Source organism: Frankia sp. Mgl5 (assembly GCF_023242985.1).
In the GTDB taxonomy this organism is placed as follows: domain Bacteria; phylum Actinomycetota; class Actinomycetes; order Frankiales; family Frankiaceae; genus Parafrankia; species Parafrankia soli.
Window position 1 is genome coordinate 1 of the sequence record NZ_JALKFY010000004.1, and the last position, 15,851, is coordinate 15,851.

Here is a 15,851-nt window from a genome sequence, read left to right on the forward strand (position 1 = left end):
TCAGTGAGTCCATGGACTCACTGACCCGCCACACATCCTCAGGCAGGTGGGGTGGGTCAGCGGTCGCGGCGGGCTGCGGCCAGGCCGGCGATGACCATGATGACGCAGCAGCTGATGCCGACGACGTAGCCCCAGCCGCGGTGACCGAAGGAGTCGAACGCGGCCCCGAGACCGAAGATGACCAGCGCGAACAGCATGACGGTGAGGAACGCGGCCAGCAGTTTCTGCGCGGGAGGCGCAGGCGCGCTCACGAGACGGCTCCGATCCGGAGCCGGGCCACCCGAGGCTGGGCCACCCGATCCTGGGCCGACCGATCCTGGGCCGACCGGAGCTGGACCGACCGGCCCAGGGCCGGCCGGAGCTGGGCTGTCGACGTCCGTGGCCGGGGTGTGCGCGGCCGCGGGGGCGGGGTGTTCAGGGCTGCCGCTTGCGGGCGTGGGTCAGCACGACGCTGCCCGTGGTGTCGGGTGCGCGGCGGTCGGAGAGGGCGACCAGCGGGGAGAAGACCGCGGCCGCGTTCCATCCGATGCGCCCGCCCTTGGCGGACAGGCCGAGGTAGAGGCGCTCCGCCCGTTCGGACCGGAACATGTAGGTCTGGCGGACCACCTCGAGCCCGGCGTCGGCGAGCAGCTTCGTGAGCTGCTCGCCCGGGTAGGTGTGCTGCACGTGGTAGCGCTCGCGGTGGCTGGCGAAAAGGTCCGGCCAGCGTTCGGCCCGGGTCAGGGCGTCCGCGGACATCACCAGGTCGCCGCCGGGGCGCAGGACTCGGGCCATCTCGGCGAGTGCGGCGGGGCCGTCGTCGAAGTGCTCGATCGCGCAGACCGACATGACGATGTCGAAGGTGGCGGGGGCGAACGGCAGGCGCAGCGCGTCACCCTCGACGAGGCTGGGACGGTGCTTCAGGCGGCTGCCGAAGTCCAGCTTGTGGCGGGCGAGGTCCAGGCTGACGGCGCGGGCGCCGCGGCGGACCGCCTGGCCGGCCCAGTAGCCGTCGCCGCCGGCGACGTCGAGCATGGTCCGTCCGTGCAGGTCGCCCGCCCAGGAGAGCAGGGTCCCGACCTCGCGGCGGCGCATGACATGCACCTGGTGACCCGCGTAGGCGAGGGCGTCGTCACGTAGGGAACTCATGGCGCACAGTCTGCCTTTCCCACCAGGCGGGACCTGGTCCCGACCCGCTGAACATCCAACTGATCACACTCACAGGCGACACATTTCGGGTTGCCCCGCTCCTGAGCCGCCGACAGCGGCGCCTTCGCCGTCAGCACGGTTTCAGCACGGCGTCGAGGTAGCTGTCCCAGGCGCTGTCGACGTCGGGCGGAGTCACCTTGGCGCGCAGGGCGGCGAGGACTCCCGGCTCGTACAGCCGGCGCAGGGCCGCCGCCAGCGCCGCCGGGTCGTCGGGCGGCACGAGCAGGCCGTCGACGCCGTCGTGCACGGAGGTCGTGAGCGTGCCGACGCGGGTGGCGACGACGGGGACGCCGTGCAGGTGCGCGAGGTCGACGTTCTGCGAGGCGGTGCCGGCCCGGTAGGGCAGGACGAGGGCGTCCGCGGCGGCGAACAAGGCGGGGACGTCCTCCGCCGGCACGTAGCCGGGGCGCAGCGTGACCCGCTCGCCGAGGCCCAGCTCGGCCAGCAGGGTACGAGTGCTCTCGATGCCGCCCCAGAACTCCCCGGCCACGGTCAGGCGGACGTCCTCGGGGCCGGCGGCGAGGGCGCGCAGCAGCACGTCGAGGCCCTTGTACGGCCGGACCAGCCCGAAGAAGAGCAACTCGCGCGACGGCGACGGCGACGGCTGTGACGATCCCGCCTCTGGCGCGCCCGCCGACCCGGCCCCGGCCAGGATCGTGTCCCCGCCGGCGGCGGTCCACAGGTGGGGTGCCATCTCGGCGACGCGCACGGGGGCGGCGGTGAGCTCCGCGGCGAGCCTGGCCTGCGGCTCGGTGTGCACCAGGACGGCTGAGCAGCGGCGGAGCACCGCGGAGACCAGTGGCTCGTCGATCCGCCGGCGCTCGTGCGGTAGCACGTTGTGGCACAGCGCGAGGACGTCGCGGGACGACCGGCCGCCCCCTGAACGCCCACGCAGCCCACGCAGCCCACGCAGCCCACGCAGCCCACGCAGCCCGGCCAGGATGCCCAGGTAGGCGGGAGCCTGGATCGGGGTGACGACGACGAGGACTACAAGGTCCACCGTGGCGCCGGAACCCGGGCCGCCCGAGGCCGGAGCACGCAGCCGGCGGCCCAGCCGGAACCACGAGTCGGGGCGGCGCCAGGACAGCGGGTAGGACGTCGCCGCGAACGGCGTCCCCTCCGGGGTGTCCACCCGTTGTTGTCCGGGGTAGAGCCGCGCCGGGTACTGGCGGGACCACGACTCGATCCGCACCTCGTGCCCGCGCGCGGCGAGGCGGTGCGCCAGCTCGGTGGTGTGCTGGGCTATGCCGCCCTTGTACGGGTGGGTCGGCCCGATGATCGCGATACGCACGCCGAGGCTCAGGTGTCGCTGCGTGACCGGGCCACCAGGTCACCGATCAGCGCGAGAACCACGATCTGGAACCCGACAAGGATCGCGAGCAGCGTGGAGGTGGTCACCCGCAGGTCGTACCGGACGAGGTCGACGATCAACTTCACGAAACCGAGCGCCATGATCCACAGGGCGACCGGCATCAGGACCTTGATCGGGTCGAAGTACATGACCATCCGCAGCACCTGCAGGATGTATCGACGGGCGTCCTTGAAGGGGTGGAACTTGGACGTCCCCGAGCGCTTCGCGTAGTGGATCGGCAGGTAGTCCACGGGGTGCTGGTTGGACAGGAACGCCATGGTGATGGTGGTGACGCAGGAGAATCCCGGCGGGAGCAGGCGCAGGTACGGAAGCGACACGTCCCGGCGGAACGCGCGCAGGCCGGAGTTCAGGTCGGGAATCTTCGTCCCGGACAGCCGCTGCGCGACCATGCGAATGAACCACTTGGCCGGCACGCGGGCCCACTTGTGCGTGCCCTCCTCGGTCGTCCGTGCACCGACGACCTGATCGACGTCAGGGTTTTCGTCCAGGTAGCGAACAAACTCCGGAATGCGCTCGTTCGGGTACGTCATGTCCGCGTCGGTCCAGACGACGATCTTCCCGCGGGCCTCCTGCGTGCCGATGCGCCGCGCCGTGCCCGAGCCGCCGTTGCGCCGGAAGGGCATCAGCCGCATATGGGGGAAGTTCGCCGCCACGTCGCGCAGGACGTCCAGCGTGCCGTCGGTCGACTTGTCGTCGATCACCAGCAGCTCGTAGCTGTACCCGCTGACGTCCATCGCCGCCGTGATGCGCTCGAGCTCGAGGACGACGTGATCCTGCTCGTTGTAACAGGGGAGCACCACGGTCACGTAGGGCGGTGTCTCCACAGCCGTCTTGGTCGGCTGTTCGGCTGGATGGATGGCGCTGACACTCACGTCGGTGTGACTCCCGGTCGTCGTTGCGTGCCCGCGTTCCGTCCCCGGCAGGTCGCGGGCAGTCCGCTCTCCAGGGTGACACGGCCTGCGCCGGGGCCCGAACTCCGGTCGCCCCCCGACTGCGCCTACTGTTACCGCTCGTGGGGACGTTCAGAGGTGATCTACGGGAGTATGTGCGCCATGTGCGGACTCTGCGGGCGGCACGGGAGACGTCAGCCCGTTCGTTCGTGGCCGGTCTTCGGTATCCACTCGCACACAAGCAGCCGATCTGGATCGGTTCACCGACGGTGATCGAGGGCCACGAGCGGATCGAGTTCGCCGACGGCGCCGCGCTGCGCATCGGGCTCGCCCCGTTCGGGCTCACCACCAAGCACGACGTGTCGATCCTGCGCGTGCACCCGGAGGGCCGGGTGCGCTGCGAGGGCGTCGTCTCGCTGCAGCGTGGCATCCGCGTCGTGGTCGACTCGGGGGTGCTCGAGCTCGGCCCGTTCGCCAACATCAACGGCTTCGCGAAGATCCTCGTCCGGGAACGGGTGAGGATCGGCGCCTACTGCAACGTGTCGTGGAACACCCAGCTGCTCGACAACGACTTCCATCCCATGGTCGTGGACGGCGTGGAACAGCCCATGAGCGGGCCGATCGTGCTGGAGGACCGGGCCTGGATCGGCGCCGGGGCGATCGTCCTGAAGGGTGTGACCGTCGGGGAGAGCGCCGTCGTCGCCGCCGGTGCCGTGGTGACGAAGGACGTCCCGCCCAAGGCGATCGCGGCCGGCTCACCGGCGAAGATCGTCGGGCACATCGACTACTGGCGCTGAGCCGGTGTCCGTGTCGCTGGCCGCCTCCCCCACCGGCTACCCGGTCGGAGCGCGCTTCCGGCCGATCATGCTGCTGCGCTCGGCGCCGCTGCCGATCTGGCTGATCACCGGGCTGTTCGCGGCGCTGCTCGCGAGCTGGTCGGTGCTGGTGCCGCAGTACCACGCGCCCGACGAGCCGAACCACGTCGACGCGGTGATGCGGCTGGTCCAGGGCGCCGGATGGCCGCATCCCGGCCACGCGTTCGTCCGTCCCGACGGGGTCGGCACTATCGCCGCGTCACCCTACGGAACCGAGGCGCTCCCCTACGACCTCGATTACGCCCCGATCGCCAAGGGCGACGCCACGCCGCGCGCCGACCGGCCGACCTGGGACGAGATGGGCGACACCCGCCAGCCTGACGGCGAGCCGCAGCCGCCCGGGGAGATCCAGCAGCTCGTTCAGCACCCACCGCTGTACTACTGGGTGGGCGCCGCCGTGCTCTGGGCGCTGCCCGGCGGCGACGGCGACGGCCTGCGCTGGGACGTCACCATCGGGATCCTGCGTCTGATGAGCGCGCTGATGGTGACGCCGCTCCCGCTGCTCGCGTGGGCGGGGGCGCACCGGCTCAGCGACGGCAACCGGGTCGCGTCGACCTGCGCCGCGCTGGTGCCCCTGGCGATTCCGCAGCTCATCCACATCGGATCGAGCGTCAACAACGACAACCTGCTCGCGCTGACCGCGGGCCTGGCCACGGTGACGATCGTCTACGTCCTGTGCGGGGACACGTCCCTGCGCACGGCCGCGTGGGCCGGGGTGTTCATCGGGCTCGCCCTGTTCTCGAAATCGCTGGCGATCGTGCTCGTGCCGATGGTGGCGCTCGCCTACCTCGTCGCCTGGCGGCGCGCCCGGCGGGACGCGCACGCCCTGCCCGCGCCGGCGGCGCGGCGCGGCCCGGACGACCCGTTCCTGCTCGCCGAGACCGGTCTCATGGCGGTGCCACCGGGTTCGACCCGGCCCCCGTGGCGGCAGGTCCTGCTCGGCGGCGCGCTCATGATCGGGTTCGGCGGCTGGTGGTGGGTCGTCAACGTCGTCCGCTACCAGACCTTCCAGCCCGAGACCCCGGGATTCCCCCTCGGCGACCACCTGAATGACTGGGGGGATTACACCGAGGTACTGGTCAACGGGACGATCCTGCGCTGGTGGGGCTCGTTCGGCTGGTTCGAGGCGAACCTGCCGACGGAGTTCGTCCGCTCCGCGAGCGTCGCCGTGGTCGTTCTTTTCGCACTGGCGATCATCCGGGGACGCGACGGCCGGACGCGGGTGAATCTACTGTTCCTGCTGTGGCCGACAATCGGCCTGTTCGGACTGATGACCCTGCAGTCGGCGCTGGCGTTCGCCGACCATCACCACGTCAGCGGGATCTCGGGGCGCTATCTGTACGCGGGCCTACCTTCGCTGGCGATCGGCGTGGGAATGGGTGTTCTGGCATTCGGCCGGCGGGCCTCCCGGGCCTTTCCCACCCTTTTCTTCGCGGCCGCCGCGGCGGCCCAGTGGTGGTCGATAAAAACCGTTCTGCCGTACTTCTGGAAGCCCCCTGGTGGCGATCTCGCCGACGCCTGGGACGCGATGACGGCCTGGTCCCCCTGGCCGCCGGCCGCCGCCGTCACCACGATGTGGATCGGCGCCGCGTTCGCGCTGGCAGTGCTGGTGAGCTGCGTGTGGATCGCGTTCCGCCTCGGGCCGGAGGCCGACCCGGACCCGGCCGGCTCCGCGCCCCGGGGCCTGGATCTCGCCGATTCGTGGCCGGCGGTTCTCGAACCGGTGGATTCGGAGCCGGAAAGCTCGGTCTGGGCACGTCCCGATCCGTCGGATCAGGAACCGGCGCCGCCGGGATCAACCGGTTCGGCACCGGCGAACTCGGGATCGGCGCATTCCGAGGCCGGACCAACCGAATCCGCGCGGATGGACTCGGCACCTGTGGACTCCGGCCCTATGGACATCACACCTGTTGACTCCACACCCGTTGACCCCGGGTCTCCCGAGTCGGGGCGTTCCCAGGCGACGAGTACCTCGACGACGCGTTCCGCGGCAAAAGGCGACCCGTCGAGCGTGACGAGCCCGGTGCCGTCACACTGAATCCAGGCTGTGGAGCGCACGCGTAAGCTCTGCGGTGTCAGCCATCTCGGTTCGGGGGGAGCCGTGCGCCGAAAGCGGGACTGGGAGACCGCGCCGCCTCCGGATCCCACCGGGCCCTCGACCACCGCCGCGTCGAACATCGCGCTGCCACTCGGTTCGGACGACCCCGAACAACTTGGGCTTTACCGGCTGCTCGGGCGTCTCGGCGAGGGCGGCATGGGAACGGTCTACCTCGGGCGCAGCCCGGACGACCGGCTCGTGGCCGTCAAGGTGATCCGGGCCGACCTGGCCCGCGTCCCCGAGTTCCGGGCCAGGTTCCGGCGGGAGGCGGACGTCGCGCGCCGGGTCGCCCGCTTCTGCACGGCCGAGGTGCTCGACGTCGTCGACCCGCTCGACGGGCAGCCGTACCTGGTCACCGAGTACGTCGACGGTCTCACGCTGGCGCAGGCGGTGGCCGTCGAGGGCCCGCTGCGCTCGGCGGACCTGGAGCGCGTCGCGGTCAGCGTCGCCGCCGCGCTGACGGCCATCCACGGTGCCGGGCTGGTGCACCGTGACCTCAAACCGTCCAACGTGCTGCTTTCGACCCTCGGCCCGCGGGTGATCGACTTCGGTATCGCCCGCGCCCTCGACGCCCAGACCATGCTCAGCCAGGAGATCCAGCGCATCGGGACGCCGGCGTTCATGGCACCCGAGCAGGCCAACGGCCTGGCGGTGACCGCCGCGGCCGACATCTTCGCCTGGGGCGGGCTCGTCACTTATGCCGGCACCGGCTCCTATCCGTTCGGGGACGGGCCGACGCCGGTCCAGCTCTACCGGGTCGTCCACCGGGAACCGCTGCTGGACGGCCTCGACCCCGCGCTGCGGCCGATCGTCGAGCACGCCATGCGCAAGGACCCGGCCGAGCGGCCGTCCGCGCAGGAGCTGTTCCTCCGGCTGGTCGGCATGGGGCCGGCGACCCATCCCGACCCCGACGTCACGCGGGTCATCAAGACAGGTTCACCCCCCGTCATCACCCCGGGCACGGACCCTCGGGCCGGCTCCGGGGCACCACCGTTGGACGGCGCTCCCGCCGGCGCCGCGCCGTCAGGCCAGGCTGGCGGTGCCGCACCGCCGGGCCAGGCCGGCGCCACGGTGCAGGCGCCCCAAGGCGGCGGTGCCGTGCTGCCGGGCCAGTCGACCGGTGCCGGTGCCGGCACCGGCGCGGCCGGAACAGGCGCTGGCGTGGCTGGTGCGGGCACCGATGCGGGCGGCACGGGAACGGCCTCGGGCGGCGGGACGACGGGGCGCGAGGCACGATCGCTCGCCGACGTCCCCGCACAGCCGGCGCCCGAGCACGACCAGGCCGGCGGCCCCCGCCAGCCGGCGCCGGGCGGCGGGCACGGCCCCCGGGCCACCCGGTTCCTCGCGGCGACCTCGCGGCGCCGGTTCACGCTGTTCGCCGCGCCGGTGATCGCGCTGCTGCTGATCGCCGCGCTCATCCCGCTGGCCTTCAGCACCGGCGCCGGCAAGGAGGAGACCCAGGCCGACGTGGCGCGGCGGGTGGCCTCGACCGCCGAGGCGGTGCGCGACTCCGACGCCGGCCGCGCGGCGCGGCTGAGCCTCGCGGCGTTCCGGATCAGCCCGGTGCCGCAGGCCCGCGCCAGCCTGCGGACGTCCTATTCGGCCGCCACCGCGACCGTACTGACCGGGCACACCGGCTCCGTGCTCGGCCTGGGCATCAGCCCGGACGGGCGGACCATCGCCACCGCCGGCGCCGACAACGTGGCCCGGCTGTGGGACGTCTCCGACCGGACGCGCCCCCGGCAGCTGTCCACCATCGACGCGCACGGCGCCTGGGTGCTCGACGCGGCGTTCAGCCCCGACGGGAAGCTGCTCGCGACCGTCGGATACGACCGCGCCGCGCGCCTGTGGGACATCAGCGACCGGACCAGGCCGAAGCAGCTCTCGGTCATGCTGGCGCACAACGGGTACGTCCTCGACGCCGCCTTCTCCCCCGACGGGAGGATGCTGGCCACCTCGGGCTACGACAACACCGCCCGGCTGTGGGACATCACGAACCCGTCGTCGCCACGCGAGCTCGCCGTGCTCGACCGGCACACCAGCTGGGTCAACGAGGTCGCCTTCAGCCCGGACGGCAAGCTCCTCGCCACCGCGAGCGCGGACCACACGGCCCGCCTGTGGGACATCGCCAACCCGCGCCAGCCCCGCCCGCTGGCCGCCATCACCACGCACACGGACTTCGTCTGGACGGTGGCCTTCAGCCCCGACGGGCGGCGCCTGGCCACCGGTGCCTACGACGGCCTGGTCAAGATCTGGGACATCACCGACCCGACCAGGCCGGGCGCGACCGCCTCGTTCCGTGCGGACGAGAAGTGGGTCTTCGACGTCGCCTACAGCCCGGACGGCCGGACCCTGGCCACCGCCGGCTGGGATACCAGCGTCCATCTGTGGGACCTGACCGCGCCGGGCCAGCCCGCGCCGGCCGGCCGGGTCTCCGGCCACGGCGACTGGGTCCAGGCCGTCGAATTCATTCCGGACGGGACGTCCATCGTGTCCGTCAGCGACGACCACACGGCCCGGATCTCCCGGATCGACGACGCCGGGCTGGTCGCGCGCGCCTGCGCGGACCCGTCCCGCCAGATCACTGCGGCCGAGTGGCAACGCGACATCATCGACATCCCGTACCAGCCGGTCTGCTAGTACCGAGTCGGAACCAGTCGAGGCGGAAGCGGGTCGTCGTCACGGTCTGCTCGCCCGTGGTCGAGACGGTCGAGGCGGTCTCCGCGGTCGAGGCGGATTCCGTTCCAGTAGCCGGCGAGGGCCGACTTGAGTTCGTGGATCACCCTCGGCCGTTCGTCGTGGGTCGCGGTGGCGATGGTCGGCATCACGGCGGTGAAGATCTGGAACGAGACCGTGGCGGCAAGATGGACCTCGCCGGTGCTCCGATCCGGTGCGAACTGGCCGATCAGGGCTTCCACCTCATCGCAGATCGCCGCGTGCAGCGCCGCGGTGGCCGCGGCGAGCTCCGCGGAGACACAGGCTCCGGCGAGAAGCGACCTGGCGGCCGGGTGCGCGAGGTTGAACGCCACGATCGGGTCGACGACCCCGTCGACGATCTCCGGCATGGGCAGGTCGGCGAGTCCGGCGCAGAAGTGGTCGCCGCCCGTCTGGGCCAGATGGGCCAGGTAGCGCCGGGAGAGGGCTTCGACGATCGCTGGCTTGTTGGCGAAGTACTGGTACAGCGAGCCGGGTGAGATCCCGGCCCGCGCCGCGATCAGGTTGGTCGTGGCGGCGTCGTAGCCGACCTCGGCGACGACCTGTTCAGCGGCGTCCAGGATCGACTCGATGCGGCGGCGCCCGCGCTCCTGGCGCTTCGGCCCCGCCTGCTCCTCGGGCTCCTTCGCGGGCACCACGTCGTCAGTCCCCTCCGCGCGCGGTTGACGAATACGAGCGATCGCTCGCACTCTTCCCAAACACGAGCGATCGCTCGTATTGTTCCAGGCGCGAGCGATCGCTCGTGTTGTTCCAGGCTACCGAGGAGTATCGACATGGCTGGCGACTCGACGGTGCGCGGTCGGACCGCGATCGTGACCGGCGCATCGAGCGGCATCGGCCGGGCGATCGCGGAGCGGCTGGGGGCCGGTGGCGCGACGGTCCATCTCGTGGGGCGGACCCCGGAGCCCATGCGGGAGTCCGTCGCCCGGATCGAGGCCACCGGCGGGGCCGCGACCGTTACCGTCCTCGACGTTCGCGACAGCGACGCGCTCGCGGCCCTCGTCGGCCGGGTCGCCGAGGAGGCCGGCCGCCTGGACGTGATGGTCAACAACGCCGGCGTCGCCCGCAACGGCCCCATTCTGGCCGAGGAGATCGAATGGTCCCGGGAGATGCTCGACGTCAACGTGCTCGCCCTGCTGGTCGGCTGTCGGGCCGCGATCGAGGCGATGCGCCGCACCGGCAGCGGCGGACACCTCATCAACATCTCCTCGACCGCCGCGCTGCGGCCGGACTCCGGCATCTACGGGGCCACCAAGGCAGCCGTCAGCTACCTCAGCGAGGGACTGCGCCAGGAGCTCGAAGGCGACGACATCCGCGTCACGTCCCTGCTCCCCGGCCCGGTCGCGACCAACGCCGTGCGCAACTTCGCCCCGGAGGCGGTGGCGGGCATCGCCGCGCTCGCCGGTGTCGGCCTCCAGCTCTCCCCGGGCGAGCGCCTCCCCGACAAGGTGCTCGACGCCGCGCAGAACGCGCTCGCGACACACATCGCCCGGCCCGACGACATCGCCGACGCCGTGCTCTACGTGCTCGGCACCCCGCTCCGGCTCAACATCCCCGAGATCGTCGTGCGACCGGCGCAGACGCTGGCACTCTGACAAACCGCCGGGGTCACCGGACCACCTGCCTAGTGCTCGGGGTCAGCGGATGCGGTGGGCCCGGCGGAGCCGGTGGCGGGGCGGTTCGTGGTGGATCCGTGGTCGGCGAGGCGGGTCAGGCCGGAGCCCAGTCGGGCGACAACGGCACTGCCGACGCGGCCGCCGGCAGAGCCTGCCGCGGCCTGCGCGCCGGAGCCGCCCCCGAGGCGCGCGCGCAGCGCGGCGTTGGCGATCCGGGCCGCGGTGACCAGCTTCGGCTCGTCCGGGGACGCGGGCGCCCACGGCGGGCGGGGGACCTTGCGTGCGGCGGCCAGCTCCTGTTCGAGCTCGCTGATCCGGTTCAGCCGCTGCAGGTCACGGGCGGCGGCCTCGCTGCGCTCGGCGTCGATCCGGGCCCATTCCCGCTGCCGGGCGCGGGCGGCGCCGACCGCGTCGTCCTGCAGCGCGAGGACACGCAGGTACAGGTCGACGCGGTTGCGCTCCATCCGGGCCAGCAGGGTGTTGGCGACCCAGGGGGCGAGCAGGTCGGCGGCGCGGCGGGCCCAGGGGGCGCGGCGGTCGAGGATCACACCGAGGCCGAAGATCGGCGCGATGGTGAAGAAGCGCAGGTCGGGATGCTCGGCGACGAAGTCCTCGACGGCGGTGCGCACGCCGTTGCGGGGCCCGCCCTCGGCCAGGGCCCAGGAGAACGCGCCCATGCCGCGGAAGCCGCGACCGGGGACGGCGTCCGTCCTGTCGATCTCCACGCCGACGTCCCACGAGTTGGGCTGGCGCATCGACTCCGGGATGCGGTCGGGGGCGTAGTACTGGTCCCGGCGGCCGGCGGGCCATCCGACGTCGTGCAGGATCACCAGCGGGAAGTAGGAGCGGCCGAAGTCACGCACGGCGGTCTCGATCATCCCGAGCTCGCCGCGGACCGTGGCGTAGTTGTGGTCTCCGTCGATCAGATAGGCGTCGGTCGGGGCGTGGCCGTCGAGCGCCTCGGGGCTGTAGCCACGGATGACCTCGACGTCGAGACCACCGCCGGAGGACGGCGCGACACCCGGTTCGGGGTCGATGACCAGCAGCCGCCCGCCGCCGCCCCGCCGCAGCAGGTCGACGAGCAGGGACGTCGTCACGCCGCTCTCCGAGCCGATCTCGGCGATGCTGCGCGCGCCGGATGCCTCCAGCAGCGGAACCCACATCTCGCGCAGGTCCGACAGTGAGTGCAGCAGCAGGGGGGCGAGTGTCTTCTCAGTGATCTCGGTGATCTCGGGGGCGTGGTCGCCGCCGTCGTAGGTGACAGCCGCGAGCTCGGCGAAGCTGTCGCGCACCTCGACATCCGTCCCCGCGGCGGCGGGTGCGCGCCCGCCTGCCCCGGCATCACCCGACTCGCTGCCGGCTGGCACCTCACCGCCAGGGGCAGTGCCGCCCGGGGCGGTGCCACTCGGGGCTGCGTCTTCCGGGCCTGCGTCTTCCGGCGTCACGTCACTCGACGCGGCCTCACCGCGGATGCCGCCGCCCGGTGCCCGGAGTTCGGGGCCGCCCGGCGAGGCGCCACCGGAACCCGGCCCCGGCACACCGCCGCTCGCGGCGGAACGACGTGGCGCGGCCCCGGCGCTGCCACGCCTGCCTCCAGCCAGTGGATCCGATCCGCCCGCGAGCACGTCGAACGTCGCGGAGCTCCCCGGAGAGACGACGTAGCCGGACGAGACGGGAGCGGTCGGGCTCCCAGGCGGCCCGGGTCGTTCCGCGGCGGTTGCCGGCGGCCCGGGGGTGACCGGCGGCCCGGGGGTGACCGGCGGCCCGGGGGTGACCGGCGGCCCGGCGGCTACCGGTGGTCCAGCGGTGCCCGATGGTCCGGACGGCCGCGACGGCAAAGGTCCGGTCGGCCGCTCGCCGGGCGCCGAGGCCGGGGGCGCCTCGGGGCGCGGCACCGAGCGCGGTGTGAAGAGCGAGGACGGGGGCAGCGCGGTCGGTGGCGGCGTCGCCGAGGGCCGCGCGGACGGACGCTGCTCGGCCGGGGTCCGCGGCAGCGCCGCCGGCGGCACCACGGTCGGCGGCGGCGCTGCGGTCGGCGGCGGCACGGCGCTCTCGGGCGGCACCGCGCTCCGCGGCGGGGACTGCGCCGGGCCGGAGGCACCGCGTTCGGACGAGCGGCCCGGCCAGGCCACCGTCTGGTCTGTCGACGGGCGGAACCAGCGGCCGGCCGCGTCGACCCCGCCCGGCTGGCCGGCGGGGTCGTCCTGGCCCTGGGCCGGCTGCCTCCCGGCATCCCGCCCCAGGGTCGCACGGTCCCGGCTGTCCGCACGGTCCCGACCGGTCCCGTCGGTGTCGTCCGGGCCGCCGGGCTCGGACGTCATCGCAGGCCGCCCAGCTCACGACGGATCTTGCGGGCGGCGCGGACGGGCAGGCCGGTGCGGGCGACACCGGCCGTGCGCACCTGAAGCGGGTCGGCCCGGATCCCCAACCAGCCGAAGGCCATCTCGACCTCGATCGCGTACGTTCCGCCCAGCGTGGGCTGGGAGGTGAAATCGATCGTGTAGATGATCTGGGGATCGTCGCCGACGATCTCCAGCAGGTTGGCCTGCAGCAGGCGGACCCCGACCAGCGCGATCTGCTGGCCGGCGAGGTCGTCCAGCGACGTGACGGTCACCTTGTACGGCTCGGGGGCGTTGTGCAGGTGGAAGGAGATCGTCAGCCAGTCGAGGCGGAGCAGGCCGCGCCGGCCCGCCGGGTCGATGCGCACCCGCCGGACGCCGACCCCGTCGATGCGCAGGCGCACGATCGACATCCCGTCCCGGCCGGAACGGGTGACCGCGGTCTCCTTCTGGCCGTGGACGAAGTCGGTGCCGGTGTCGACGTACAGCTCGACGGGGCCGGCCGCGGCCTCCGGGGAGACCTCCTCGGCGGGCACCCCGGCCGCGGCCGCCAGGCCGCTGATCACCGCGAGCGACCGGTTCGCGACCCCGGCCACGCCCGCGGGCCAGTACAGCTCCCGCATCGTGATCTTCTCGACGTCCGCGGGGGTCAGGTAGGGCATCCGACGGACCAGCTCGGGCGGCAGCAGGCCCTCGGTGGAGTCGGAGCCGAAGTTGTCGTCGTGCGCCCAGGCCCCGAACGCCGACGCCTCGGCCGCGGTGGGACGGGAGACGAACCGGGTCAGCGTGCGCAGCGCCGCGTGCCGGGCCCCGGGCTCGGACAGCGACGGCATGGCCGTCTCGGAGCGCCGGTAGCGCAACCACTCCCGCTGGAAGGCGAGGATGCCGTCCTGGACGGCGGCCCGCTGGGCGACCTGGGTCCGCGACGTCCGGTCGATGCTCAGGACGGGCCGGCCGTCGTCGTCGAAGGAGACCAGCGAGCCGATGTCGGGCATGCAGAGCTGTTCGAGCACCTCGGGGCTGCGCATGAGCTGGTTGGCCATCAACTCGGGCTGCCCGCCGGAGGCCGCGTAGCCCTCGATCTGCAGGCCGGCGAGGCGGTGCGTGCCGGCGGCGGCGTTCGTCGCCATGTACAGGCCGACGACGTCGAACTCGCGCCCGGTGGAGGCGAGCAGCCGGGCGAGCAGCGCCTGGATGGTGCCGCCCCAGCCCAGGTCGACCAGCACGATGCGGCCCGAATCGGGCAGCTGGCTGTCGAGGTACTGGACGTAGCGGTCACGCAGCCGGCCGGCGGTCAGCACGATCTCGCTGCGGATGCGCTCATCGGAGCACAGCGCCTCAAGGGTGTCGTCGAGCAGGCCGGGGACGTCGAGCCGGCGGTCGGTGAGCGAGGAGATGCCGGCGACGTCGTCGATGGCCACGCCGAGCTGGCGCAGCAGCTGGCCGACGCTGGGCGCGTGCCGGCGGACGAGGAACCCGCGCAACTCCTCGGGGCTGCCCTCGAACACGTTGGCCAGCGCGCAGACCTGCCGGGACGCCCACAGCGTCGAGGTGGTCACCCCGGCGTCGGCCCCCGGGTCGGCGATCAGCCGGGAGAGGAAGTCACCCTCCCGCATCAGGCAGTAGATGTGGTCGGCACCGTGGTCTCCGGTGCGTTCCACCGCCCAGTCGGCGAACCCGGTGAAGACCGGGCCGAACACCGTCGCCCCGGACTCCCAGTAGCGCCGCAGCCCCGGCGGGACGGCGGCGGCGTCCGCCCGGTGCAGCGAGCGGGCCCGCAGCGCGGTCATGCCGTAGTCGCCGTTCGCGGCGTCGAGGGGGGTGTCGTCCCCGGGGCCGGTGAGCAGGCCCTCCAGCTCGATCGTCGCCTTCAGCGAACCCGAGTACTTCGGGTAGTGGATGGCGACCAGCCCGTGCTCGCGGGCGCTCTCCACATCCGCGACCGGGTGGTCGCCGAGGTGGACGACCCGTGAGGGCTGCAGGTTCGAGGCCGCCAGCATGTGCCGGAACAGCCCGTCACTCTTGCTGATCCCCGAGTCGGAGGAGGTGAAGATCTGGGTGAACGGCACCCCGGCGAGCTCCGGGCGGCTGAGCAGCCGCTCGAGCTGGGCGGCCGAGAAGTACGTGTCGGAGAGCAGGTAGACCGGCAGGCCGAGCTTGGTCATGGCGAGCTCGGCGAGCTCCACCACGGCCAGGTCGGCGCGGCACAGGTCCCGCTCGACGGCGAGCTCGACGTCCATCAGGTCGCCGATGCTGCCCGCGCCGGGCAGCGCGGGGACGAGGACCTGCCAGATCTCGTCCAGGCGCACCTCGTGGGTGCCGCGCACCTCGTGCGAGTGCAGCCTGGCCTTGTGCTCGGCGAAGACCCGCAGCCGGGCGAACTCGCCCGGTGTGACACCGGACGGCAGCTGGCCGAGGTCGGCCAGCCGGTGCCCCAGGGTGATGAACGCGTGAACCGGCTCGGGCACCATGCGCCAGAGCAGAGTGTCGAATACGTCCAGAGTCAGGGCCTGCGCACCGCCCGACTCCAGATGCGACCAGACCTCGCGAAGTCGGACGTCGGTGAACACTGCCCGCCCCCTCCAGGCGACCGGGTCCCCGGTCGCCTCTTCTGGGCCGGCCAGGCGCCCGGCGGGAACATGCGGCTCGGGTACGAGGCGCGGTGTTCGGGTCGTGGCGGCTGCCGGCCGGAGCCAGATAGACGGGTCGATACTATGAACCACCCTGGAGGTGGCAGTCACCGGACTGGGGGCATCAC

Annotated in this window: 11 protein-coding genes; 4 read left to right on the plus strand and 7 right to left on the minus strand. The window is 72.8% G+C overall.

What is annotated here, in order from left to right; translation table 11 throughout:
- Window positions 1-56: 56 nt before the first annotated feature.
- From MXD62_RS02995 to MXD62_RS03010, 4 genes are all read right to left on the minus strand, one after another.
- On the minus strand, window positions 57-251 hold the full coding sequence (locus MXD62_RS02995; protein ID WP_248827890.1) for a hypothetical protein: 195 nt from the start codon (window positions 249-251) through the stop codon (window positions 57-59).
- A gap of 163 nt (window positions 252-414) precedes the next feature.
- Entirely contained in the window at window positions 415-1,128 is a 714-nt protein-coding gene (locus MXD62_RS03000) for a class I SAM-dependent methyltransferase (protein ID WP_248827891.1), read from the minus strand.
- Between the two features lie 130 nt (window positions 1,129-1,258).
- Window positions 1,259-2,479, minus strand: a complete 1,221-nt coding sequence (locus tag MXD62_RS03005; protein ID WP_248827892.1) for a glycosyltransferase family 4 protein — start codon at window positions 2,477-2,479, stop codon at window positions 1,259-1,261.
- 8 nt (window positions 2,480-2,487) lie between these two features.
- Window positions 2,488-3,432 (minus strand): glycosyltransferase family 2 protein, encoded by a 945-nt coding sequence (locus MXD62_RS03010; protein ID WP_020463328.1) that lies wholly within the window; start codon window positions 3,430-3,432, stop codon window positions 2,488-2,490.
- 182 nt (window positions 3,433-3,614) lie between these two features.
- Here MXD62_RS03010 and MXD62_RS03015 point away from each other — a divergent pair, with 182 nt between their 5' ends.
- The 3 genes from MXD62_RS03015 (at window position 3,615) to MXD62_RS03025 (ending at window position 9,063) form a co-directional block, all read left to right on the plus strand.
- Window positions 3,615-4,247, plus strand: coding sequence for a DapH/DapD/GlmU-related protein (locus tag MXD62_RS03015; RefSeq protein WP_248827893.1), 633 nt, complete (start codon window positions 3,615-3,617; stop codon window positions 4,245-4,247).
- 4 nt (window positions 4,248-4,251) lie between these two features.
- On the plus strand, window positions 4,252-6,363 hold the full coding sequence (locus MXD62_RS03020) for a DUF2142 domain-containing protein (RefSeq protein WP_248827894.1): 2,112 nt from the start codon (window positions 4,252-4,254) through the stop codon (window positions 6,361-6,363).
- Window positions 6,364-6,426: 63 nt separating this feature from the next.
- Window positions 6,427-9,063, plus strand: a complete 2,637-nt coding sequence (locus MXD62_RS03025; RefSeq protein WP_248827895.1) for a WD40 repeat domain-containing serine/threonine protein kinase — start codon at window positions 6,427-6,429, stop codon at window positions 9,061-9,063.
- On the opposite strand, the gene MXD62_RS03030 is transcribed toward MXD62_RS03025, so the two are convergent.
- Window positions 9,060-9,776: a TetR/AcrR family transcriptional regulator gene (locus tag MXD62_RS03030; RefSeq protein WP_248827896.1), complete on the minus strand. Its 717-nt coding sequence runs from the start codon at window positions 9,774-9,776 to the stop codon at window positions 9,060-9,062. The two genes, MXD62_RS03025 and MXD62_RS03030, sit on opposite strands and share 4 nt — an antisense overlap.
- 135 nt (window positions 9,777-9,911) lie before the next feature.
- Between MXD62_RS03030 and MXD62_RS03035 the strand changes: the two genes are divergently transcribed.
- The gene (locus MXD62_RS03035; protein WP_248827897.1) at window positions 9,912-10,733 is read left to right on the plus strand and encodes an SDR family oxidoreductase; all 822 of its coding nucleotides are present in this window, start codon (window positions 9,912-9,914) and stop codon (window positions 10,731-10,733) included.
- A 29-nt stretch (window positions 10,734-10,762) separates the two neighbouring features.
- Here MXD62_RS03035 and MXD62_RS39050 read toward each other — a convergent pair whose 3' ends face one another.
- The gene (locus tag MXD62_RS39050) at window positions 10,763-13,075 is read right to left on the minus strand and encodes a class I SAM-dependent methyltransferase (protein ID WP_285223936.1); all 2,313 of its coding nucleotides are present in this window, start codon (window positions 13,073-13,075) and stop codon (window positions 10,763-10,765) included.
- A complete protein-coding gene (locus tag MXD62_RS03045; protein WP_248827898.1) occupies window positions 13,072-15,663 on the minus strand; it encodes an HAD-IA family hydrolase in 2,592 nt (863 codons plus the stop codon). Before MXD62_RS03045 ends, MXD62_RS39050 begins: the two co-directional genes overlap by 4 nt.
- Window positions 15,664-15,851: the final 188 nt, after the last annotated feature.

Excerpts from the sequence above, each read along its gene's own strand:
- MXD62_RS03000 (WP_248827891.1), bottom strand. The coding sequence starts at position 1,128 with ATGAGTTCCCTACGTGACGACGCCCTCGCCTACGCGGGTCACCAGGTG.
- MXD62_RS03035 (WP_248827897.1), top strand. The coding sequence starts at position 9,912 with ATGGCTGGCGACTCGACGGTGCGCGGTCGGACCGCGATCGTGACCGGC.
- MXD62_RS39050 (WP_285223936.1), bottom strand. The coding sequence starts at position 13,075 with ATGACGTCCGAGCCCGGCGGCCCGGACGACACCGACGGGACCGGTCGG.